A 19,034-nucleotide genomic window follows, 5' to 3' on the forward strand; every position below is an offset into this window, starting at 1 on the left:
TGGGGTGGGCCGGGATGTTTCAGGAACCCACGATGTTCAATTGGAAATCGCCCTGCGAAATATGCACGCGGCCGATCTTGGGGCGCTGCGCGAGATGCTTGAGCAAGGCGACGATGGAATGCTCGTGCTGGTACTCGTATGTATTGGCGCCCTTCTCGCGCAGCATGTCGTCGACCTGCGAGCCGGCGAACATGTATCGCAGCAGGCGCTCATCGTCTGACGCCGTCGGATACTTCTTGCGAAGCGCGGCGACCGCGGGCTCGGGCGCGACCGGCTTCAACGCGATCTGCTTCGAGCCGTTCTCCACAATGCGATCGATCACGTCGGGGACAACAGGCGCCAAAAGCTTCCCGTAATATCCCAGCGCGTATTTCTTGATCTCATTCGGCACGACGCGATATCGCTCGCCGTGAACCACATTGAGTACCGCCTGGGTCCCGACCAATTGCGCAAAGGGCGTGATCATGATCGGGTAGCCCAACTCCTCGCGCACCCTGGCCACTTCCTCCAGCAGCTGATCGAATCGATCGGAAAGCCCGGCCTCGGCCAACTGCGACTTGAAATTGCTCAGCATGCCGCCCGGCATCTGGTGCTGGTAGTGGAACGCGTCATACTCCAGCACCTCGCCAACAGGCTTTCCCTCGGCTTCGGCGATACGCCTGAAATGCTCGCCCACATGATCGACGGTCAGGTCGTCAATCGGCACGTCGTAGCCCATCAGCCGAAGGTTGCGGGCGACACTTTGCGTGGCGGGTTGCGCCGCGCCGTTCGCCAGCGGCGCGATGGATGTGTGCAGGATATCCGCGCCGCACTTCACTGCTTCCAGGTAAACAAGCGGCGCGAGTCCGGTCAGACAGTGGCTGTGAATTTCCAGCGGCATGTCACCGATCACCCGCTTGATCGCGGGAACCAGCGTCCGGATTCGATCAACCGTCAGCAGGCCGGCGGCATCCTTGAGCATGATGCCGTCGATGACCTTGCTCTGGACCAGTTCGCGCGCGGTCTTGACGTACAGCTCGTCCGTATGGACAGGACTGAGCGAGTACGACAAGGCGCCAAACGTCGTCACGCCCAGGCGCTTCGCGACGCGCGTGGACGCCAGAATGTTCTCGACGTCGTTCAGGCCATCGAACGCGCCGACGACGCGAAAGCCATTGGCCACGGCCCGCTCGACCCACAGCTCCAGGATGTCGTCGGGCAAGGTGTCGAACGTCATCAGGTTCTTGCTTCGGACAAGAAAGCGCAGCGGCGTGTTTTGAACCTTGCTGCGCATCAGGCGCACTCGCTCCCACGGATCCTCTTTCAGGTAGCGAACGCTGACGTCGAATTGAATCGGCGCGACCAGGTCTATCTGCGCGAAGCCTGCCTTGTCCATGGCTTGCGCCACGGGAAGCATGTGCGCTGTCTTCATTCGTGTCGCCCAAAGGCACTGATGGGCATCGCGCAGCGTGGTGTCAACGATGCCGATCTTCTTGCGTTGCACGTCCATGGGACCCTCCTTTCAAGATCAATTACTATATAGTAATAGAAGAAAAGAAAGGAATCGGATTGGTGTTTTCCCTGACTGATCAAGCTGATTTTCTTGGGACTATCTAGGGAAATGACATATCGTCCGGGCGATCGAAGACAGCCAGAATATAATCAATACTATGGTGTATCTAGAGACATATCACTAGCAAGATGGCCACTGGACCGCCCCGTGGGCCCGTGCCACGCAGGTCAGCACGATGTCTCGGGCAGTTCGGGCGCGCGCGGCGCCGGCAACCACCATGCAGGCGAGATGACGGCAATCCCTGTACGCGAGAACGATGTCTTGCCGCGCATCGAACGGCAAGGCCACCGCCACGGTGCTCAGGAACCGATGGCGAAGCAAGTCTCGTGGTGGGCCTGATCTGCTTCTGTTGACGTGCTTTTGATAGTTGTAGGTATCAAACAGAGCATGATTCGATTCGCACGACCGCCCAACACCTGGGCGGGCAGGATTCCCGTGAAAAATCCAGGGCGGAATTCAGAGGCACAGGCGCAGCCCGCCCGCGGGCAAGAACAGCTGCTGATAGAAAACGGGTTGCCCGGCGGAGGTGCTCCCCATGATTTCAACGTGAGTCCCAGACACCTTTCCCGACACATCAAGATCGCTCAAGATGCTCTTTGGAAGCGCGATGGTTCTAACCGAGCGCATGACATTCGAGGCGGATACCTTGTATACATTCTTGGTCAACTGCACGAAGTTCTCTCCCTTCATGCTGTCCAGCGTAGCCTCCATGAAGTATGGGAACCGGTTCACATCCGCGAAGTACTGGCTGATGAAGGCATAGCCCTCGGCGACGATCTTCCGGTCTAGGCGGACAATCTCACAATCATTGGCGTCGCCGCGCAGCCAATCCGCCCACAGCGCATCCGATTCAATCTGGATCCGCCGCAGCACGGTGCTGGTCATGGGCACGAATCTTGTCCCATCAACCGAAAGCACGCGATAGATCCAGGGTTCCCCCAATCGCTTCTCTCTGGGGATGATGAACGTTCCCGCGCCCCGCTTTCTCTGGACATAGCCGCTGCTGACCAGGGAACCGACGGCTTTCTGGATGGTCCCCAGACTGAACGGCACCAGCGCCGCCATCTCCTGCTCGGTGGGAAACTTGTCCCCGTCGCGCCAATAACCGTCCTCGATCGCAGCGATGAAAATTTCTTTGAGATATTCGTGTTTGACAGGGTTCTCGGAAACCTGAACCTGATACAGCTCGAAGAAATTATTGGATTTCATATCGATAGCACACCTTCCATATCCATCTTGCCCTGCGACCCACTCTGGCGGGCCCCATTGATCCATCCGACAACAGGAGCCCCATTCGTCTTGGGAGCAGCAAATTCAATACCAGCACGAACGCCGGGAATCTACACGATCGAATTCCCGATCACCGCCAGACGATAACCCAGACAAGTCGGCTGAACGCGTTCAGCCCGCCCGCGAAGCCAGACGGCTGGCACAAGACGCCTGCTGGAGCGCCCCGCGTGCGGGGCCGGGGCCGCGCACGCGACGAGCCACGGGCCATCTCTGCTGAACCCGCCCCTGGCACCTGGCCCGCTCAAGCACAGGCTCGCCATCCGCGTCGAATCAAGTAGCATGGACCTTTCGCCACCCACTTGTACGACAACATGACCACCAAGCCTCGCATCATCCAGGTCGGTTCGCTGGCCGGTTCCCCCTCCGCCAACCAGACCCTGGCCGACCGCTACGACGTCGTCGAACTCTGGAAATTCCCCGACCGCAAGGCCGCCCTGGCCGAACACGGCAAGGGCATCACGGCCATCGTCACCTCGGCCAACTTCGGCGCCAACGCCGAACTGATCGACGCCCTGCCGGACCTGAAGGCCATCTGCAGCTGGGGCGTGGGCTACGAGACCATCGACGTGGCGGCGGCGCAGGCGCGCGGCGTGCAGGTCAGCAATACGCCCGACGTGCTGACGGACTGCGTGGCGGACCTGGCCTGGGGCCTGTTGATCGCGGCCGCGCGCCGCATGGGCCAGGGCGAGCGCTTCGTGCGCGGCGGGCAGTGGGGCCAGATTCACGGCAGCATTCCGCTGGGCATGCGCGTCAGCGGCAAGAAGCTGGGCATCGTCGGCCTGGGCCGCATCGGCGATGCCATCGCCAAGCGCGGCGCGGGCTTCGACATGCAGGTGCGCTATCACAACCGCAGAAAGCGCGACGACGTGGCATACGGCTACGAAGCCTCGCTGGTCGAGCTGGCGCGCTGGGCCGATTTCCTGATCGTGGCCACGGTGGGCGGCGCGGGCACGCGCCATCTGGTGAACCAGGAAGTGCTGGAAGCGCTGGGCCCCAAGGGCATCGTCGTGAACATCGCGCGCGGCCCCGTCATCGACGAAGCCGCGCTGGTCGCCGCGCTGGAAGCGGGCAAGCTGGGCTGGGCCGCGCTGGACGTGTTCGAGCACGAGCCCAAGGTGCCGCAGGCGCTGCTGGGCAGCGACCAGGCCGTGCTGCTGCCGCACATCGGCAGCGCCACGCTGGAAACGCGCCAGGACATGGAAGACCTGATGCTGGACAATCTGCGCGCGTTCTTCGAGACCGGCCGCGTGGTGACGCCGGTGGAGTAGGTCCACCCCCGAAGCGCTGCGCGCTTCCCCCTCAAGGGGGCGCAGCTGCGGCCCGGCAAAGCCGGCTCCGCGCTGCCCCGCTTGGGAGCATCTGGTTCTTGCGGTGGTTCTTGCTCGCGTGTGTGTTGTTGGCGAGATTGTTGCGCCTGGACACCGGAATGAAAAAAGCCTCCCGGTGCCCATACCGGGAGGCTTTCGAGTTTCCGGGCGGCGACGGCGCCGCGTCGGAATCTCTTTGCAAAGGAACTGCGGGTGTGGCCCGCGCCGGCTTACTTGGCCGGCGTGGTCGCCGGCGTCATCGCGCCGGCCTTGTCGGTCTTGTCCATCTTGTCGGACTTGGCGGCGGCGGGCTTGGCGGCCGCCGGCTTGGCCGAGGTCTTGTCGGCCTTGTGGTGTTTGCCGCCGTGCTCCATCTGGCTCTTGGTTTCGCCCGGCTTGGCGGTCGCGTCCGCGGCGAAGGCCGCCGGCGCTGCCGCGAGACCCAGGCACAGGGCCGAGGTGGAAAGGAACGCGGCAATACGGGAGTGGGTCGTCATGTCATGTACTCCTGAATGATCAAAGGCCCAGGGCCTTCTTCCAGCAAGGTGCGGCGAGGTGTTCGCCGCAAGCCCCGTACTTCGTTGGAATGCAGACCGGCGCGAAGGTTCTGCGCGGAACCAGAAATTTTCCCGCGCTAACGCTTGGTCATGAGATCGTGACAATCATGCTTCGAATGCCAGCAGCGCCACCGTGGCGAACAGCATGAGCGCGAAGCAGGCTCTCAGCCGGCGTTCAGGAAGACGATAGGCCAGGCGCACGCCCACCGGCACGAAGGCGAGGCTGCCCACGGCCAGCGGCGCGCCCACCATCCAGTTGGCCTGCCCGGCCCAGGTGTACGTGATGAGCGCGATGGTGGAGCCGGGTATCACCATGCTCAGGGCCAGCGCCTGCGCGGTGGTCTGCGGCAGGCGGAACACCGAGGTGATGATGGGCACGGCCAGCACCGCGCCGCCGACACCGAAGAAGCCGCCGAGCGTGCCGCACAGCATGCCCAGCGCGCTGGCGCGGCGCGGCGTGAAGACAGGCGCGGCGCTCTGCTGCGAGGCTTCCTTGCCGGTGCTGTTGCGTGCGTCCTTGTCCTGATCCTTGCCCGCGCCGCGCGCCACCGTCGGCCGCGAGGCGCGCCAGGTCTGCCATACATAGAACAGCGCGATGAAGAACAGGAACACGGCGAAGCTCAGGCGCAGGCTGCTTGAGTCGATGCCCAGCGCCAGCCTCGCGCCGAACCAGGTGAACACGACCGCGCCCGCCGCCCCGGCCGCGGCCACGCGCTTGTCGATGCGCACCTGCTGGTTGTACTTGCGCACGGCCATCATGATGGTGGGCAGCACCATGATCAGCGCCGTGCCCTGCGCCAGCTGCTGCGGCATGTCCATCAGCAGCACCAGCGCCGGAATCGCGATCAGCCCGCCGCCGATGCCCAGCACGCCGCCCATGAAGCCGATGAGGCCGCCCGCGGCCAGGCACAGGACGATGACGAACAGGTTCACGGCTTGCTCCAGCTTGCCCGCGCCATGCGCGCGGGCGGTCAAGATGTCGGATGAGAATCGCGTTCAGGCCCGGGGCCTGGCTCGCGCCATGCGTGAGTTCGGACAGGCCGCTCTCAGCGCAATTTTTCCAGCGCGGCGTCGAGCCGGTCGACCGCCCAGATCTCCAGGCCCTCGATGGGCTGGCGCGGCGCGTTGGCCTTGGGAATCAGCGCCACGCTGAAACCCAGCTTGGCGGCCTCGCGCAGGCGCTCCTGGCCGCGCGGCGCGGGCCGGATCTCGCCGGCCAGGCCGACCTCGCCGAATGCGATCAGGCCGCGCGGCAGCGGCCGGTCGCGCAGCGACGACATGATGGCCAGCAGCACCGGCAGGTCGGCCGCCGGCTCGGTGATGCGCACGCCGCCGACGGCGTTGACGAACACGTCCTGGTCGAAGGTGGACACGCCCGCGTGCCGGTGCAGCACCGCCAGCAGCATGGCCAGGCGGTTGCCCTCCAGGCCCACGGTCAGGCGCCGCGGATTGGGCGCGTGCGAGCTGTCCACCAGCGCCTGGATCTCGACCAGCAGCGGCCGCGTGCCTTCCTGCGTGGCCATCACGCAGGAGCCGGCGACCTGCTGCTCGTGCTGCGACAGGAACAGCGCGGACGGATTGGCCACGCCGCGCAGGCCACGGTCGGTCATGGCGAACACGCCCAGCTCGTTGACCGCGCCGAAGCGGTTCTTGAACGCGCGCACCAGCCGGTACGAGGAATGCGTGTCGCCCTCGAAGTACAGCACCGTGTCGACGATGTGCTCCAGCACGCGCGGCCCGGCCAGCGCGCCGTCCTTGGTGACATGGCCGATCATGACGATGGCGATGCCGGTCTGCTTGGCCAGCCGCGTCAGCTGCGCGGCGCATTCGCGCACCTGCGACACCGAACCGGGCGCGGCGGTCAGCTCGCCGCTGTACAGCGTCTGGATCGAGTCGATCACGGCCACCGTCGGCTTCTGCTCGGACACGGCGGCCTGGATCGCCTCCAGCCGGATCTCGGCCAGCAGGTTGACGTTGCCGGTGGCCAGGCCCAGCCGGCGGGCGCGCAGCGCGACCTGCTCGGCCGATTCCTCGCCGGTCACGTACAGCACCGAGGTGGTCTCGGACAGGGACGCCAGCGCCTGCAGCAGCAGCGTGGACTTGCCGATACCGGGATCGCCGCCGATCAGCACCACGGCGCCGGCCACCAGGCCGCCGCCCAGCACGCGGTCGAATTCATCCAGGCCAGTGGGCTGGCGCGGCGTCTCGCGGGCCTCGATTTCGGACAGGCTGCGCACCGGACTGCTGCTGGCCAGCGGCGCATACCGGTGGGCGGCCGCCGACGGGGCGGACGACTCCACGGTTTCCTCCAGCGTGTTCCAGGCATTGCAGTGCGGGCATTTGCCCTGCCACTTCGGGGTGGTGCCGCCGCATTCGGCGCAAACGTAGACGGTTCGATTCTTTGCCATCCCCCAGAGTTTACCGATGAAATGGGCTCCCCCCGAGCGCTGCGCGCTTCCCCCCAAGGGGCGCAGCTGCGGACCGGCAAAGCCGGCTCCGCGCTGCCCCGATCTCGACGGCCTTGCCGGAGCGTGGAGCAGAGATATACCGCCAAACGAAGGAAAGCGCCGTGCAGCGCCATGGCGTCACGTACAAAAAATGTGCCCAGCTTGCATCAGCCTTTCGAAAATCTCATCAAATCGAGAATTTCGGGCACGGATACAAGAAATTAACTGCCGGATTTCTTCAAATCGCGCATAATCAGGCGATCACACGCAACGACAATCCGCCGGCCTTTCAGGCGGTGCCGGCGCCCGGTCCTGGTCCGGGCGCAATGGCGAAATCGCCGCGTGATCGCTGGGCGGCTTTCCAGGACGCCGCACTAAACCGGAACACGACCCAAGCCTGACGAGACCGCCGGACCACCGGCGCGGCGAACGCGAAGGTCAAACGTGCATGCGCCTTGCCACCGGGCGCATCCGCGAGGAGTACGCGCATGAGCACTACGTATCGCCCCCCATTCGACGAAGACGACGAGCTGGACCTGCGCGCCCTGTACCGTAAGACCAGATCCGGCAGTCCGGAACTGGACGCGGCGGTACGACGCAGCTGGCATCCCGGACATAGCTGGCACCCCGGCTGGGCCGCCGCCGCCTGCGCCTTCCTGGTCGCCGGCCTGTTCACCTGGACCAACATGCGCGAGAACGCCGACGCGCTGGACGGCAATCCCATCGCGCAACTGATGGCGCCCAGCGAACCAGGGACGGATCAAGACCGCGCCCCCGCCGCCGAGCCCGTCGTCGCCCAGCCGCAGGAAGCGCCGGCCATGCAGCGCGCCACGCTGCCCACGCCCGAGGCCACGCTGCCGCCGCAGCAGGCCGCCCCCGCGGCCGAAGCACAGGCGCCAAGCGCCGCCCAGCCCGAGGCGGCCGCTCAGGAACCCGCCACGGAGCAGGTTGCCCTGAGCGACGAAGAAATCGAGTCGCGGCTGGCCCATATCCGCAGCCTGATGCAGGACGATCAACAGGAAGACGCCGCGCACGCGCTGCAGGAACTGCGCCAGGCCGTTCCCGACCTGGCCGTGCCGGACGACCTGCAGGAACTGGCCCAGCAGCATCCGGCCTGATCGTCGTTCCGGCCCAGGCATGGATGGGCGCAATGCCGCCCGCCCCCTAGCTGTCATCCTCCTTACGCCAGACCCATGTTTCATGCGGGTCTGGCGATAAATTGCGGGTAAGAACCGGCGGCTTCTTGCTAACATAGCCGCCATGAGTCCGAGCTTCCACCACCGCAATCTCCCCCATCTGCTGCTGTACGCGCGCGAAACCCTGATGGCCCACTTCCGGCCCTTGCTGCATGCGGCCGGCGTCACCGAACAGCAATGGCGGGTCCTGCGCACGCTGAGCGAAGTCGGCTCGATGGAACCCAACCAGATCGCGCGCAGCTGCCAGATCCTCAGCCCCAGCCTGACCCGCATGCTGGCCGGCATGGAAGAGCAAGGACTGATCAAGCGCGCGCGTTCCAGCCAGGATCAGCGGCGCCAGGAAATCTCGCTGACGGCCAAGAGCAACAAGCTGATCGACCGCATGCGTCCGCAGGTTGACGCCAAGTACGAAGAACTCGAAGCCCGCATCGGCAAGGAACTGCTGGACCGGCTCTACCGCGACGTGGACGCCATGGTCGAGCAGGTCCGCCGCGACGCGGAGTAAGGCCGGCGGGCGTTGGCCCGCGCCGCGCGCTCAGGCCGGCACGGGAAAGACCGCGTTGAGCTGGCCCGTGCCGGAACTGGCGAAGTACTCGGTGATGATCTCCGCTGGCTGGTCGTAGGCATCCCAGCCCAGCAGGCCCAGCAGCATGGCGGTGTCGTGCATGCCGCCCTCGCCCACGCACAGGTCGGCGTATTCCGGCAGCATGGCGCAGAACGTCTTCCAATCGCCCTGGCGCCACAGCTCCACCACGCGCAAGTCCACCTGCCGGAAGAACTCCCGGCTGATCTGATGCATGGTCGCTTCGCCGCTGCCGTTGTCGTTGAAGCGATGCGACAGCGAGCCGCTGGCCAGTACCGCCACGCGGCTGTCGCTCTGCTCGATCGCCTGGCGCAGCGAGGCGCCGAAGCGCCGGCTGTCCTCCAGCGTGTGCCAGGCGCACCAGGCAGCCACCGACACCACCTTGAAACGGTCATCGCCGTTCATGTAGCGCATCGGCACCAGCGTGCCGTATTCCAGTTCCAGGCTGTCGATCTCGTGCGCGCGCGTGCCCACGCCCGCGGCGTTGGCGCATTCGGCGATACGGCGGCCCAGCTCGGGATCGCCACGGTAGGCGTAGCGCATGTCCTTGATGAAGTGCGGCAGCTCGTTGCTGGTGTAGCAGCCCTCGAAGCTGTCATTGCAATTGATGTGGTAGCCGGCGTTGACCAGCCAGTGCACGTCCAGCACCACCATCGTGTCCACATCGAGTTCGCGGCAACGCCGGCCGATCTCCCGATGCCCCTGGATCGCCGCCTCGCGGCAACCCTGATGCTTGCCGGGCATTTCCGACAGGTACATCGACGGCACATGCGTCACCTTGGCCGCCAGCGCGAGCTTGCCCATGGTGTTTGTCTCCTGGTTCTGGTCTTGTGTTGTGGGGATATGAAGGACGGCCTACACGCCCCAGCGCGGGATGTGGTGGCTGCCCATGGAAACGCAGACGTTCTTGACCTCGGCGAATACCTCGTAGCTGTACTCGCCGCCTTCCCTGCCCGTGCCCGATTCCTTGGTGCCGCCGAAAGGCTGGCGCAGGTCGCGCACGTTCTGGCTGTTGACGAACACCATGCCGGCCTCGATGCCGCGCGCCAGCCGATGCGCGCGGCCGATATCGCGGGTCCAGATGTAGGACGCCAGTCCATACTTCACATCATTGGCCAGCGCCAGGCCGTCGGCCTCGCCCTTGAAGGGCAGCAGGCAGGCGACCGGGCCGAAGATCTCTTCCTGGGCGCAGCGCATGCGGTTGTCCACGTCGGCCAGGACCGTGGGACGCACGAAGTTGCCGCCAGCCAGCCGCGCCGGCAGGCCGGCGGGCAGATCCGGGCCGCCGGCGAGCACGCGGGCGCCCTCTTCCTCGGCCAGCCGGATGTAGCCAGTGACCTTCTCCCAGTGCTGGCGCGTGATCATCGAACCGACGTGGGTATGCTCGTCGGCCGGGTCGCCCACCACCAGACGGTTCGCGCGCTCGGCGAAGCGGCGCACGAAATCGTCGTAGATGGTTTCCTGCACGAAGATGCGCGAACCGGCGGTGCAGCGCTCGCCGTTGAGCGAAAAGATGGTGAACAGCGCCGCGTCCAGCGCGCGCTCGACGTCGGCGTCGTCGAACACCAGCACCGGCGACTTGCCGCCCAGCTCCATCGAGTATTTCTTGACGCCGCCGGCGCTGGCCAGGATCTTCTTGCCGGTGACGGTGCCGCCGGTGAACGAGATGGCGCGCACGCCCGGGTGGCGCACCAGCGCATCGCCCGCGTCGGCGCCATAGCCCTGCACCACGTTCAGCACGCCGGGCGGAATGCCCGCTTCCAGCGCCAGCATGCCGAGCTGATCGGCGGTCAGCGGCGACAGCTCCGACATCTTCAGCACCGCCGTGTTGCCCAGCGCCAGGCACGGCGCCGTCTTCCAGGTGGCGGTCATGAAGGGCACATTCCACGGCGAAATCAGCGCGCACACGCCCACCGGCTGGTACAGCGTGTAATTCAGCATCTGGTCGTCGACCGGATAGGTGTGGCCGTTCATGCGGGTGCAGACTTCGGCGAAGAAATTGAAGTTCTCCGAGGCGCGCGGGATCAGCTGCTTGCGCGTCTGCGAGATCGGCAGGCCGGTGTCGCGCGTTTCCAGCTCGGCCAGCATGGGCACGTTCTGGTCGATCAGCTCGCCCAGCCGTCGCATCAGGCGGGCGCGCTCCTTGGCGGGCGTGTTGGCCCACTTGGGAAAGGCCTCGGCGGCGGCCGCCACGGCCGCGTCGATCTCGGCCTGGCCGCCGGCGGCGACTTCGGCGATCGCCTCGCCCGTGGCCGGGTTATAGGTGACAAAGCGATCCTTGCTGTCGACCTGCCTGCCGTTGATCCAATGCTTGATGCTCACGCTCGACTCCTGGCTGCGGACCGACGCGCGGGCGGCGCCGCACGGTCGGACATATCCTATTAGTTAACTCGTTAACATTATTCTCGAAGACCCACGCCTGTCAACAGCCCGCGGCCCGCAGCGGGAAATCCCCAAGGCCGTTTGTGACGCTGCCGCATTGCCGCTGGCGGGCTTTTTCACTATCATTAATTAACATGATAACTACTTAGCACGGAGGGGAACCCCGTTCCCGCAACCGCCATGCCGCATATCTGGATCGAGTATTCAGGCAACCTGGACCTGGACACGCGCGCGCTGATGCGCACCGTGCAGGATGCTGCCATCGGCGACGGATCGCTGTTTCCGCTGGCCGGGGCGCGCACCCGCGCCGTCAGGATCGACGACTGCCTGATCGTCGACGGCCATCCCGATAATGCCTTCGTGCATGTGCTGCTGCGCATCGGCCACGGACGCAGCGACGCGCAGAAGTCCGCGCTGGGAGAACGCGTGTTCCAGGCGCTGACCGCCGCCATGGCGCCGCAGATGGCCGCGCGGCCGCTGGGCCTGTCGCTGCAGATCGAGGAAGCGGATCCGGTGCTGAACTACAAGCTCAACAACTACCGCGACTACCTGAAGGCGCGCGCCGAGGCCGCACTGCGGCCGCCGCGCACCGTGGTCGGCGCGGCGCTCAACTACCGGCAGCAGCTGGAAGCGCTGGGCGAGGCCGCGCACGCCGCACCCTACCAGCGGCCACCGCAAGCCCCCGTGCTGTACATCAAGCCCGCCAACACCTACGCGCAGGACGGCGACGCCATCCTGATGCCGGCCGACGTGGCCGAGGTGCAGGTGGGCGCCTGCCTGGGCATCGTGTTCGGCCGGAGCGCCACGCGCGTCAGCGCGGCACGGGCGCTGGAGTACGTGGCGGGCTACCGGGTGGTGGCCGACCTGTCCGAGCCGCACGCCAGCTACTTCCGGCCCGCGCTCAAGCAGCAGTGCCGCGACGGCTTCTGCCCCATCGGCCGAGACCTGACGCCCGCCGCATCGGTCGCCAACCCCGACGCGCTGGATATCGAGGTGCTGGTCGACGGCCAGACCGCGCAACGCGCCACCACCGCTGACCTGATACGCCCGGTGGCGCAGCTGATCGCCGACGTGACCGCCTTCATGAGCTTCGAGCCGGGCGACATCCTGCTCGCGGGCGTGCCCGCCGGCGCGCCGCGCCTGCGGGCCGGCCAGCGCTACGAGATCCGCATCGCCGGCGTCGGCTCGCTGGCCAACCGCCTGCAGGCGGCCTGACTCCTTCCACTACCAGACACGCCATGAAACACGCCCGCATCGTCCTGGACGGAATCGTCCACGCCGCCACCGAAGCCGGCCCCGGCCAGGTGCGCCTGCCGGACGGCCGCGTCCTGGCCGAAGACCAGGTCCAGTGGCTGCCGCCCATCGAGCCGCGCACCACCTTCACCCTGGCCATCAACTACGCCGACCACGCCAAGGAACTGGCCTTCAAGGCCCCGGCCGAACCGCTGGGATTCCTGAAGGCCGCCAACACCTTCGTCGGCCACCGCGCCCGCACCTTCCGTCCGGCCGACGTGGCCTTCATGCACTACGAGTGCGAGCTGGCCGTGGTCATCGGCAAGACCGCGCGCAATGTGCGCCGCGACCAGGCCTACGACCATGTGGCCGGCTATACGGTGGCCAACGACTACGCGCTGCGCGACTACCTGGAGAACTGGTACCGCCCCAACCTGCGCGTCAAGAGCCGCGACACCTGCACGCCGCTGGGCCCCTGGCTGGTGGACCGCGACGACATCCCCGACCCCATGAACCTGACGCTGTCCACCCATGTCAACGGCGTGCGCACGCAGCTCGGCAACACGCGCGACATGGTGTTCGACGTGCCCGCGCTGATCGAGTACTTCAGCAGCTTCATGACGCTCTCGCCCGGCGACCTGATCCTGACCGGCACGCCCGACGGCATCGTCAACGTGAAGCCCGGCGACGAGGTCGTGACCGAAATCGAAGGGGTGGGAAGACTGGTCAACACCCTGGTCCCCCTGCCCGCCTGACATCCCCAACTCCTGGAACCCCCATGCTGGACACCGCCACCGTGCGCGCCCTCGCGGCGCGCCTGCACGAAGCCGAACGCACCCGGACGCAGATCCGCCAGATCTCGCTCGACCATCCCGACATCGCCATCCCCGACGCCTACGCCATCCAGAAGGCCTGGATGGAAATCAAGCTGGCCGAGGGGCGCGTCAAGCGCGGCCACAAGATCGGCCTGACCTCGCGCGCCATGCAGCAGGCCTCGCAGATCGACGAACCCGATTTCGGCATGCTGCTGGACGACATGTTCTTCCAGGACGGCGCCGAGATCCCCGCCGGCCGCTTCATCCTGCCGCGCCTGGAGGTCGAGCTGGCCTTCGTGCTGGGCAAGCGCCTGCAAGGCCCGAACGTCACGCTGTTCCAGGTCTACGACGCGGTGGACTACGTGATCCCTGCGCTGGAGATCATCGACGCGCGCTCGCACGGCATCGATCCCGACAGCAAGCGGCCGCGCAAGGTCTTCGACACCATCGCCGACAACGCCGCCAACGCCGGCGTGGTGCTGGGCGGCCGGCCGGTGAAGATCGGCGAGCTGGACCTGCGCTGGATCGGCGCCATCCTGTCGCGCAACGCCGTCATCGAAGAGACCGGCGTGGCCGCCGGCGTCTTGAATCATCCGGCCAATGGCGTAGTATGGCTGGCGAACAAGCTGGCCGCCCATGACGTGGCGCTGGAAGCGGGCGAGATCATCCTGTCGGGTTCCTTCACCCGGCCGGTCGCGGCCCGCGCCGGCGACACCTTCAACGTCGATTACGGCGTGCTCGGCTCCGTCAACTGCCAATTCATCTGAGCCCGTCGTACATGGACATCCTGACCAATCCCTTCAAGCAGGCGCTGCGCGCCGGCAAGCCCCAGATCGGCCTGTGGGCCGGCCTGGCCAGCGGCTATACGTCCGAGATCTGCGCCGGCGCCGGCTTCGACTGGCTGCTGATCGACGGCGAGCACGCGCCCAACACGCTGCAGACCACGCTGGCGCAATTGCAGTCGGTGGCCGCCTATCCGGTCGCGCCGGTGGTGCGCCCGGCCTGGAACGATCCCGTGCAGATCAAGCAGATCCTGGACACCGGCGCGCAGACGCTGCTGGTGCCCATGGTGCAGTCGGCCGAGGAAGCCGCGGCCGCCGTCGCCGCGGTGCGCTATCCGCCCGCCGGCATCCGCGGCGTGGGCAGCGCGCTGGCCCGCTCCTCGCGCTGGAACCGCATCCCCGACTACCTGACGCGCGCCAACGATCAAATGTGCGTGCTGGTGCAGATCGAAACCCCGCGCGCCGTCGACGCCCTGGATGAAATCCTGGCGGTGGACGGCGTGGACGGCGCCTTCATCGGCCCGGCCGACCTGTCCGCCAGCATGGGCTACCTGGGCCAGCCCGACCATCCCGAGGTCAGGCAGGCCATCGACAACGCGATCCGCCGCATCGTGCAGAGCGGCAAGGCCGCCGGCATCCTGCACAGCAATGTCGAGCGCGCCAAGCACTACCTGTCGCTGGGCGCCAGCTTCGTGGCGGTGGGCGTGGACGCGGTGCTGCTGGCACGCGCGGCCGAGCGGCTGGCCGGCGAGTTCAAGAACGTCGCGGCGGCGGCGCCGGCCAAGGGACCGTACTGATCCCTTCTTGCTTCATCTTGGGGCGCCCCGGCAATGAAAAACGCGCACCACAGGGTGCGCGTTTTTCATCGCAGGGCCGACAGGCTCAGGTGCGTCCGCCCAGGCTGCCGCCCCCGTCCACGCCCAGCACCTGGCCGGTGATGAAGCCGGCGTCGTCGGATAGCAGGAAGGCGATGGCGGCCGCCACTTCGGCCGGCGCGCCCAGGCGCTTCATCGGCACGGAGGCCAATGCGCGCTTCTCGGCGTCGCTGCCGGCGGGACGAGTGGCGCGGAACATCTCGGTCTCGATCGGGCCCGGCGCCACGGCGTTGACGGTGATGCCGTACTCGGCCAGTTCCAGCGCCCAGGTGCGGGTACAGCCGACCAGCGCGCTCTTGGCCGCCGAATAGGCGGTGCGCTCCAGGCCGCCATGGATGGCGCGGCTGCACACGTTGACGATACGGCCCGCGCGGCGCACCTTCATCGATTCGACGAAGGCCTGCGTCACCTGCACCGCGACGCGCACGTTCAGGTCCAGCACGCTGTACAGCGAGGCCAGGTCGATCTCGCCCAGCGGCTGCGGCGTCACCAGGCCAACGTTGTTGACCACCGCGTCCACGGGGAATTTGTCGCGGATCTCGCGCAGCACTTCCTCGGTGCGGCCGGCGTCGGACAGGTCACAGGCATACAGGTAGCCAGGGAAATCCACGTCGGTGGTGTTGCGCGCGATACCGACCACGTGGCAGCCCAGGTCGGACAGCCGCTGGGTCAGCGCCCAGCCTATGCCCTTGGTGGCTCCCGTGATGAGCACGCATTTGTCCTTCATGGATCGAAACCTCGCAGTCTGTTTTCTGGGGTGAAAACGGGCGCATGAGCGCCCGGTTTCAATTTACAAATTCAAGTAGACACCATCCCGGGCCGCCTGTCTTGTAAATTGCGTAGCAATTCTTGCCCGGCGTACACCCGGTGCCGGAACGGAGCCTGCACCCGCTACAGCGTGGCGGCCACGGGCGGCCCTTCGAACGGAAAAAAGCAGGTCCGGGCCGCTTCAGGGTTCGCGGATGACCGGCACGCGCGGCGCCACCGCGCACAGCAGCTCATAGCCGATGGTGCCTGCAGCCTGGGCCACCTCGTCCACCGACGGGCCGTCCTCGCCCCAGAGCGAGACCGGCGAGCCCACGCCGGCGGCCGGCACCGAATCCAGGTCGACCATCAGCATGTCCATGGACACCCGGCCAACCAGCTGGGTGCGCACGCCGGCCACCATGACGGGCGTGCCGGTGGAGGCGTGCCGGGGGTAGCCATCGGCATAGCCGCAGGCCACGACGCCGATGCGCATGGCACGCTCGGCGCGGAAAATGGCGCCGTAGCCAACCGAGTCGCCGGCCTTGAGTTCCTGCACCGCGATGATCTCGGAACGCAGCGACTGGGCGGGCCGCAGGCCGAATGAGGCCGCGTCCGCGTCGGCGAAGGGCGAGGCGCCGTACAGGCAGACGCCCGGCCGCACCCAGTGCGCCTGCGTCTCGGAACCGACGGCGATTTCCGCGAAGCGCAGCGTGGCGGCGGAATTGCAGACGCTGACCGCGCCCGGGAATCTGTGCGTCACCGAATTGAACAGGCCCAGCTGCTCGTTGACGCCCTGCGGACCATCGGCGCAGGCGAAATGGGTCATCTTGCCGACAGAGCCCAGCACGCCCTGCTGCTGCAGAAGCTGGGCGCGCTCGAAGGCCGCCGGATAGGCCGCCGGGGTGAAACCCAGCCGGTTCATGCCGCTGTTCAGCTTGAGCATGATGTCCACCTTGCGCGACAGGCGCGCCCGCGCCAGCATGTCGAGCTGCTCGCGGTGATGCACGCTGGTGCTCAGATGATAGCGGTCGATGATGTCCAGGTCGGCGGGTTCGAAGAAGCCCTCGAGCAGCAGGATCGGACCGCCCCAGCCGGCCTCGCGGCAGCGCACCGCCTCGTCCAGGTCCAGCATCGCCAGCCCTTGCGCCGAGGAAAACCCCGCCACCGCCTGTTCGATGCCGTGGCCGTAGGCATTGGCCTTGATGACGGCCCAGATCGACGGCGGCAGGCCCTGGGCCGCCGCGGCGGTCTGGTCCAGGTGGCGGCGCACCGTGGCCAGGTTATGGGCAAGCGCGGAAACGGAGACAGTGGCGGATATTGGGCGCGGCATGATGTGTGATCCTGTGGCGCTCAAGTGTATATGCTTCTTTCCGGGAGCGCCCACGGCGCATGCGCCTTGCGAGGGCAATCGGACCGCCGCCGCGCCAGCGGGACACGTGGACGCCCGCGCCGCCGCCGGCCGGTTCCGGTACTTTCGCGGCTTCACGAAAATAAGAATCATTGCTAATATTGCGCCCGTTCGTTTCCACTTACGTCGCGCTCCGCTTCCCTCTATTCATGTCGCGCTTGCCTATACGCGAAACCGGCTGGCTGGCCCAATATCGCAAGCTGCTGGGTTCCTGGGCCAGGCGTTCAAGCTCACCGAGGGACTCGGAAGACGCGGTGCAGGACACCGCCCTGGCCCTGCTGGAACTGAAGGGCGACGACATCCGCGAACCGGAACACTACTTCCGCCGCGCGACGGCCAACCGACGAATCAGCATCCATCGCGCCGAGACGCTGCGGGCCAGCCAGAACCTGGACGACCTGCCGGAAGACCAGCATCCGCTCGCCGCCAGCGCCGAGGCCTCCTTTGAAGCGAACCAGACCGCCCGGGCCATGCTGGCCGCGCTGGCGGAACTGCCCGACGCGTGCCAGCAGGCATTCCGGCTGCGCCAGTTGGAGGGCCTGACGAACACCGAGATCGCTTCCCGGCTCGGCGTTTCGCGCAACATGGTGGAACGCTACATGATGCGCACCCTGCGCCATCTGCAAGACAGGCTTGCCCCATAATGACGGCTCGCCCGACCCGCGCCCGCGTCTCGCCGGCCCCGCTGCCGCCGGCCGCCTGCGCGCATGGCGTGCCCATGGCGACTACCTTCGAACCATGACAGACCGCATCGACCCTTCCACCTTGACGGACAGGCGCGACCTGGCCGCCTACTGGCATGCGCGCCTGCATTCGGATGCTGTCTCGCAGGAAGATCGCCTCGCCTTTGAACAATGGCGCCAGGCCGACCCCGCCAACGCGCGGCAGTACCAGGTCGTCACGGACCTCTGGACGGCTGCCTGCGCCCTGCCCAAGGATGAGGTCCGCAAGCTCGGGGCACGGCCCCGGGCCAAGACCGACGCCCGCGCCCGGCTGACGCCATGGCGATGGCTGGGAGGCGCCGCGCTTGCCTGCGGCACCGCCTTGCTGGTCGTAGCGGCGGATCCAGCGGGTTGGCGCGATGCGGCGAGCTATGACGCCGAGTTCTCCACGGTGCGCGGCGAACGCCGCGAGATCGCGCTGCCCGACAACTCGGTGCTGCTGCTGAATACCGACACGCGCGCGACGGTGCGCTTCTTCAAGGACCGGCGCACGGTGCAGCTGGCGCAAGGCGAAATCCTGTTCCAGGTGGATGGCAAGCAAGGCACGCCCTTCATCGTGCAGGCGGGCGAAGGCAGCGTCCGCGTCACCGGCACGCGATTCGATGTGCGGCGCGACGCCGACACGTTTGCCGTGAGCGTGCTGGAGGGCGCCGTCGAAGTGCGCAATGGCCCCTGGTGGCACCGCCGGTCCGCCCGGCTGCTGCCGGGCAACCGCGCCCAGGCCGAGGGCAGCGGCGGCCTGCGCGTGGAGCAAGCCGCCGACGTCGACAACGCCACCGCATGGCGCGGCGGCAAGATCGTCTTTCGGGAAACCGCGATGGCGGACGCCGTCCGCGAGCTGAACCGCTATGCCGGCCCCCGGATACGCGCTCCTGAAGCCCGCGCGCGCGACTTCAGGGTCTCGGGCGTGTTCAGCGTGGATGATGTCCCGGCATTCCTGGACGCGCTGCCGCGGATCGCCCCGGTTACGGTCCAGACACGCCCCGACGGCCAGATCGAGATCCTGGCGCGCTGAACCTTCCCACGATGCCACCCGCGCGTCCTGCGTCCAGCGCGCAACATTGCGTTCGTCCGCGCAACGATACTTTTTGAAACAACATTCATTCGAGCGGGGATTCAGGAGCCGGCGCAAGCCGCG

The 19,034-nt window shown here is 66.8% G+C and carries 19 protein-coding genes; 10 read left to right on the top strand and 9 right to left on the bottom strand.

The features are described from left to right. Positions 1-19 precede the first annotated feature (19 nt). Positions 20-1,489: a pyruvate carboxylase subunit B gene (locus tag AC6LJ9_RS10565; RefSeq protein WP_498147497.1), complete on the bottom strand. Its 1,470-nt coding sequence runs from the start codon at positions 1,487-1,489 to the stop codon at positions 20-22. Positions 1,490-2,008: 519 nt separating this feature from the next. Then, the gene (locus AC6LJ9_RS10570) at positions 2,009-2,761 is read right to left on the bottom strand and encodes a GntR family transcriptional regulator (protein ID WP_498147498.1); all 753 of its coding nucleotides are present in this window, start codon (positions 2,759-2,761) and stop codon (positions 2,009-2,011) included. 392 nt (positions 2,762-3,153) lie between these two features. Here AC6LJ9_RS10570 and AC6LJ9_RS10575 point away from each other — a divergent pair, with 392 nt between their 5' ends. Continuing rightward, complete coding sequence (locus AC6LJ9_RS10575; protein ID WP_212313314.1) at positions 3,154-4,110, top strand: 2-hydroxyacid dehydrogenase; 957 nt, start codon at positions 3,154-3,156, stop codon at positions 4,108-4,110. 269 nt (positions 4,111-4,379) lie between these two features. On the opposite strand, the gene AC6LJ9_RS10580 is transcribed toward AC6LJ9_RS10575, so the two are convergent. The 3 genes from AC6LJ9_RS10580 to radA all read right to left on the bottom strand — a co-directional run bounded on the left by AC6LJ9_RS10580 (position 4,380) and on the right by radA (position 7,114). After that, a complete protein-coding gene (locus tag AC6LJ9_RS10580) occupies positions 4,380-4,646 on the bottom strand; it encodes a hypothetical protein (RefSeq protein ID WP_212313316.1) in 267 nt (88 codons plus the stop codon). A 165-nt stretch (positions 4,647-4,811) separates the two neighbouring features. Continuing rightward, on the bottom strand, positions 4,812-5,639 hold the full coding sequence (locus AC6LJ9_RS10585) for a sulfite exporter TauE/SafE family protein (RefSeq protein ID WP_498147522.1): 828 nt from the start codon (positions 5,637-5,639) through the stop codon (positions 4,812-4,814). A 113-nt stretch (positions 5,640-5,752) separates the two neighbouring features. Next, positions 5,753-7,114 (bottom strand): DNA repair protein RadA, encoded by a 1,362-nt coding sequence (gene radA / locus AC6LJ9_RS10590; protein WP_212313318.1) that lies wholly within the window; start codon positions 7,112-7,114, stop codon positions 5,753-5,755. Between the two features lie 161 nt (positions 7,115-7,275). Between radA and AC6LJ9_RS10595 the strand changes: the two genes are divergently transcribed. The 3 genes from AC6LJ9_RS10595 (at position 7,276) to hpaR (ending at position 8,854) form a co-directional block, all read left to right on the top strand. After that, positions 7,276-7,554, top strand: coding sequence for a hypothetical protein (locus tag AC6LJ9_RS10595; RefSeq protein WP_498147499.1), 279 nt, complete (start codon positions 7,276-7,278; stop codon positions 7,552-7,554). Between the two features lie 87 nt (positions 7,555-7,641). Next, positions 7,642-8,271: a hypothetical protein gene (locus AC6LJ9_RS10600; RefSeq protein ID WP_498147500.1), complete on the top strand. Its 630-nt coding sequence runs from the start codon at positions 7,642-7,644 to the stop codon at positions 8,269-8,271. 142 nt (positions 8,272-8,413) lie between these two features. Further along, positions 8,414-8,854 carry a homoprotocatechuate degradation operon regulator HpaR gene (hpaR, locus tag AC6LJ9_RS10605; RefSeq protein ID WP_212313324.1) on the top strand — a complete coding sequence of 147 codons (441 nt, stop codon included), beginning with the start codon at positions 8,414-8,416 and terminating at the stop codon, positions 8,852-8,854. Between the two features lie 30 nt (positions 8,855-8,884). On the opposite strand, the gene hpaD is transcribed toward hpaR, so the two are convergent. Continuing rightward, positions 8,885-9,736 (bottom strand): 3,4-dihydroxyphenylacetate 2,3-dioxygenase, encoded by an 852-nt coding sequence (gene hpaD / locus AC6LJ9_RS10610; RefSeq protein WP_498147501.1) that lies wholly within the window; start codon positions 9,734-9,736, stop codon positions 8,885-8,887. Positions 9,737-9,787: 51 nt separating this feature from the next. Next, on the bottom strand, positions 9,788-11,254 hold the full coding sequence (gene hpaE / locus AC6LJ9_RS10615) for a 5-carboxymethyl-2-hydroxymuconate semialdehyde dehydrogenase (RefSeq protein WP_498147502.1): 1,467 nt from the start codon (positions 11,252-11,254) through the stop codon (positions 9,788-9,790). Between the two features lie 240 nt (positions 11,255-11,494). Between hpaE and AC6LJ9_RS10620 the strand changes: the two genes are divergently transcribed. From AC6LJ9_RS10620 to hpaI, 4 genes are read left to right on the top strand one after another with little or no spacing between them, the layout of a single operon-like run. Continuing rightward, positions 11,495-12,529, top strand: coding sequence for a fumarylacetoacetate hydrolase family protein (locus AC6LJ9_RS10620; RefSeq protein WP_498147503.1), 1,035 nt, complete (start codon positions 11,495-11,497; stop codon positions 12,527-12,529). Between the two features lie 23 nt (positions 12,530-12,552). Further along, positions 12,553-13,302, top strand: coding sequence for a fumarylacetoacetate hydrolase family protein (locus AC6LJ9_RS10625; protein WP_212313331.1), 750 nt, complete (start codon positions 12,553-12,555; stop codon positions 13,300-13,302). A 23-nt stretch (positions 13,303-13,325) separates the two neighbouring features. Then, the gene (gene hpaH, locus AC6LJ9_RS10630; protein WP_212313334.1) at positions 13,326-14,129 is read left to right on the top strand and encodes a 2-oxo-hept-4-ene-1,7-dioate hydratase; all 804 of its coding nucleotides are present in this window, start codon (positions 13,326-13,328) and stop codon (positions 14,127-14,129) included. Positions 14,130-14,140: 11 nt separating this feature from the next. Further along, complete coding sequence (gene hpaI / locus AC6LJ9_RS10635; protein WP_498147504.1) at positions 14,141-14,941, top strand: 4-hydroxy-2-oxoheptanedioate aldolase; 801 nt, start codon at positions 14,141-14,143, stop codon at positions 14,939-14,941. Positions 14,942-15,026: 85 nt separating this feature from the next. On the opposite strand, the gene AC6LJ9_RS10640 is transcribed toward hpaI, so the two are convergent. Together AC6LJ9_RS10640 and alr are read right to left on the bottom strand one after the other, a co-directional pair. Next, complete coding sequence (locus AC6LJ9_RS10640) at positions 15,027-15,746, bottom strand: SDR family oxidoreductase (RefSeq protein WP_103275193.1); 720 nt, start codon at positions 15,744-15,746, stop codon at positions 15,027-15,029. A gap of 222 nt (positions 15,747-15,968) precedes the next feature. Further along, positions 15,969-17,096 (bottom strand): alanine racemase, encoded by a 1,128-nt coding sequence (gene alr, locus AC6LJ9_RS10645; RefSeq protein WP_498147505.1) that lies wholly within the window; start codon positions 17,094-17,096, stop codon positions 15,969-15,971. A gap of 227 nt (positions 17,097-17,323) precedes the next feature. On the opposite strand from alr, the gene AC6LJ9_RS10650 reads away from it, so the two are divergent. Both AC6LJ9_RS10650 and AC6LJ9_RS10655 read left to right on the top strand, forming a co-directional pair. Continuing rightward, positions 17,324-17,818, top strand: coding sequence for an RNA polymerase sigma factor (locus AC6LJ9_RS10650; protein ID WP_249204869.1), 495 nt, complete (start codon positions 17,324-17,326; stop codon positions 17,816-17,818). Positions 17,819-17,912: 94 nt separating this feature from the next. Next, a complete protein-coding gene (locus AC6LJ9_RS10655) occupies positions 17,913-18,911 on the top strand; it encodes a FecR family protein (RefSeq protein WP_498147506.1) in 999 nt (332 codons plus the stop codon). Positions 18,912-19,034 lie beyond the last annotated feature (123 nt).

The sequence above is a fragment of the Achromobacter sp. 1011811831 genome (assembly GCF_059760905.1).

What these genes read in the sequence shown, in the direction of transcription:
- hpaD (WP_498147501.1), bottom strand. Translation starts at nt 9,736, where the DNA reads ATGGGCAAGCTCGCGCTGGCGGCCAAGGTGACGCATGTGCCGTCGATG.
- radA (WP_212313318.1), bottom strand. Translation starts at nt 7,114, where the DNA reads ATGGCAAAGAATCGAACCGTCTACGTTTGCGCCGAATGCGGCGGCACC.
- AC6LJ9_RS10650 (WP_249204869.1), top strand. Translation starts at nt 17,324, where the DNA reads ATGTCGCGCTTGCCTATACGCGAAACCGGCTGGCTGGCCCAATATCGC.
- AC6LJ9_RS10640 (WP_103275193.1), bottom strand. Translation starts at nt 15,746, where the DNA reads ATGAAGGACAAATGCGTGCTCATCACGGGAGCCACCAAGGGCATAGGC.
- AC6LJ9_RS10620 (WP_498147503.1), top strand. Translation starts at nt 11,495, where the DNA reads ATGCCGCATATCTGGATCGAGTATTCAGGCAACCTGGACCTGGACACG.
- AC6LJ9_RS10575 (WP_212313314.1), top strand. Translation starts at nt 3,154, where the DNA reads ATGACCACCAAGCCTCGCATCATCCAGGTCGGTTCGCTGGCCGGTTCC.
- AC6LJ9_RS10570 (WP_498147498.1), bottom strand. Translation starts at nt 2,761, where the DNA reads ATGAAATCCAATAATTTCTTCGAGCTGTATCAGGTTCAGGTTTCCGAG.
- alr (WP_498147505.1), bottom strand. Translation starts at nt 17,096, where the DNA reads ATGCCGCGCCCAATATCCGCCACTGTCTCCGTTTCCGCGCTTGCCCAT.
- AC6LJ9_RS10655 (WP_498147506.1), top strand. Translation starts at nt 17,913, where the DNA reads ATGACAGACCGCATCGACCCTTCCACCTTGACGGACAGGCGCGACCTG.
- AC6LJ9_RS10565 (WP_498147497.1), bottom strand. Translation starts at nt 1,489, where the DNA reads ATGGACGTGCAACGCAAGAAGATCGGCATCGTTGACACCACGCTGCGC.
- hpaR (WP_212313324.1), top strand. Translation starts at nt 8,414, where the DNA reads ATGAGTCCGAGCTTCCACCACCGCAATCTCCCCCATCTGCTGCTGTAC.
- AC6LJ9_RS10625 (WP_212313331.1), top strand. Translation starts at nt 12,553, where the DNA reads ATGAAACACGCCCGCATCGTCCTGGACGGAATCGTCCACGCCGCCACC.
- hpaI (WP_498147504.1), top strand. Translation starts at nt 14,141, where the DNA reads ATGGACATCCTGACCAATCCCTTCAAGCAGGCGCTGCGCGCCGGCAAG.
- hpaH (WP_212313334.1), top strand. Translation starts at nt 13,326, where the DNA reads ATGCTGGACACCGCCACCGTGCGCGCCCTCGCGGCGCGCCTGCACGAA.
- AC6LJ9_RS10600 (WP_498147500.1), top strand. Translation starts at nt 7,642, where the DNA reads ATGAGCACTACGTATCGCCCCCCATTCGACGAAGACGACGAGCTGGAC.
- AC6LJ9_RS10580 (WP_212313316.1), bottom strand. Translation starts at nt 4,646, where the DNA reads ATGACGACCCACTCCCGTATTGCCGCGTTCCTTTCCACCTCGGCCCTG.